General features: G+C 51.0%; 2 protein-coding genes. Both read left to right on the forward strand.

Annotation, left to right across the window (positions count from 1 at the left end; genetic code table 11):
• Positions 1-245 precede the first annotated feature (245 nt).
• The gene (gene traA, locus ACOCD2_RS17020; RefSeq protein WP_293649746.1) at positions 246-545 is read left to right on the forward strand and encodes a TraA family conjugative transfer protein; all 300 of its coding nucleotides are present in this window, start codon (positions 246-248) and stop codon (positions 543-545) included.
• Positions 546-914: 369 nt separating this feature from the next.
• On the forward strand, positions 915-2,351 hold a 1,437-nt coding region (locus tag ACOCD2_RS17025), incomplete at its 3' end, for a hypothetical protein (RefSeq protein WP_419625821.1).

Raw genomic sequence — 2,351 nt, forward strand, 5'->3', positions numbered from 1 at the left:
CAAATAACGAAACAGAAACATCTTCCCCTCTCAAATCCACATGAAACGTCGAAGAGCCACTTTTTTCTTAACGTCCGTTTTTGGCCTTTTGGTTTGATTTGGCGCCGTCTTTTGTCATTTCTATCGTGCTGTTTTGCGCTTTTACATATTGTTTTTTCTTTTCCCAGTTTTCCGATACTTCAACTCACGGTCGATTGTCTATGACGCCGTGTGTATTTTTAATAAATTTCATGAGGTAAATCACAATGAGCAAAATGAACAAATGGGTTAAAGTCGGTATCGTTGCTGCAGCCGTTGTTGGCACTACCGCCGCTATCGCTGGTACCGGTGGTACCGAGTTTACCGGCGCCATGACCACCATTCGCGACTGGTTCGAAGGTGACCTGGGTCGTCTGATCGCCGTCGCAGCTCTGGGCATCGGCCTGGCCATCGGCGTCATCCAGCAGTCCATCATGGCCGTCGTTGTCGGCTTCGCCATGGCTCTGGCTTTGTCTCAAGGCCCGGGCGTGGTTGTAGCACTTCTTGGCGGCAGCCTGCCCATGTAAGCCCCCCGTTGCTTCCGGTAAAAAGGTCGCTTCGGCGCAAGGCGTTAACATGGCGTGTTGATATTCGGGCTTGTTCACCTTCTACAATACAGAAAGATGGCATCAGCGCCTTGACCGGCGGACGCCGGATAACGTGTATTATGAGGCGGCTGCCAGAAAGGTGATCTGAACCGGAAAAGCACTTATCGTTCTGTCCAATAATTGGGATCCACTTCTGCCTTCGGCAGCCTTTTTTATGCCTGCCCACAATGCGCCCACTAAAAGCCGCTATTTCCTACTTAAAAGGCGTTGTTTTCGGTGTTTTCTTTTGTCTTCTCGGGTCTTGCGCTTGTTAGAGTAACCGGATAACAACATGTCGGCCATCCACCTATGAGAAATTCTGTAAAACACCTGTTTCTCCGTTTATTCGCTGGCGCAATAATTGCTTCAACTGCTGCTCCAGCTGCGCAAATCACCGATATGGTGACCTACAATGCCAGCCCGCTGGTCATTCGTATCCATGAAGGGAAACACAGTAAATGGCTACAAGTTAGGAAATTGACTAGAGTGCGTACCGGGCAGCTCATCAAGCTCGATGAACTACCCCAGAAAGGAAGTGTTGAAATTCACGGTGTCCGCATACGTTATACCCCAGCCAAAGGTGCTCAAGGCAGGGATTATTTTTCCCTGCTGATTTGCGATTCGCTGCAATCCTGTGTACAGCGCGATGTGGTGGCCATCATCGACACCCACGATGAACCGCCAAAGTCGGCGTTCCTCGAGTACTACTTGAAGGAAAACGAGGGCAGCCGCTGGGAAATGCCATTCCTTGATGATGAAATGCCCACACCTACGCGTGTCGAGCTGTTGCGTGCTCCCGAACATCTTTCCGTCGAAAACAATGGCCGGGCTTTCCGTGTAATCAATCACCCAGGATGGTCCGGAATTACCGGATTTGATTACCGGGTTTGTGATTATTTGGAGCACTGCATCGATTCTACCGCTCATGTCACTATCCTTCCCAATGCCGTTCTGCCTGGCGCGGTCATCGCCCGCTCAGACAACCACGCTAAATTAGCGGATGGTCACTATCCGTTAACAACGGAACCATTGACAGATCTTCAGACGGGGCGTCCCATTACGTCGCCACGCGGAATATCGGTTTATGCCCATTTTGAATCATTGAAAAACCACACACTGAATGTCAACGGCATGACGCTTCGTCCAGGGGCGGAAATCATCTTGCCCAATTACGATATTGAGAAGGAAGGCGGAAGGGTGTCTATTCCCGCAAAATGGGAACATCCGGACAAAGTGCCCAATGGCTACATCGGTGAAATCACCGTACGTTTGGCCAATTTCGATGTCCCCAACCAGGTTTTTCCGGTATTCGCCGGGGAGATTGCCCGCAAGGTATCAATGGAGGAAGTGCCGCGCGAGTTTCCCGTCGCTGTCTTCCGTCATGTTTACCTGGGCATGGCAACCCAGCTTTTCGCCAATGACAGCTATGACGGTCAACTGGCCTGGACAGCGTATCTGCTTAAAGCCCCGAGCATCAAACAAACCGGTGAAGGGCACATGTTCAGCTTTTCCGGCGATTCTCTTGGCGACTGGGTTGTTGAGCTGAAGGCGACCACACCAAAAGAGAAGTTGTTGTGGCGTCGGGTCATTCATGTGCTTCCCCCTCCCTTGCCTGAGCCAAACATCGTAAAAACATTGGTTCAGAACTCTGTGGTTCTTCACGGGCTACCCAGTGCCGGCGCGCATCCTGGGCTGAAATCTGAGTGGGTGCTTCCAAATAGTGATACTGCCGACACCAACCCCTTG

The organism is Thiolapillus sp. (assembly GCF_048562965.1).
Classification (GTDB): domain Bacteria; phylum Pseudomonadota; class Gammaproteobacteria; order Chromatiales; family Chromatiaceae; genus Thiolapillus; species Thiolapillus brandeum_A.

Coding starts and splice junctions, on each gene's coding strand:
- traA (WP_293649746.1), top strand. CDS start 246: ATGAGCAAAATGAACAAATGGGTTAAAGTCGGTATCGTTGCTGCAGCC.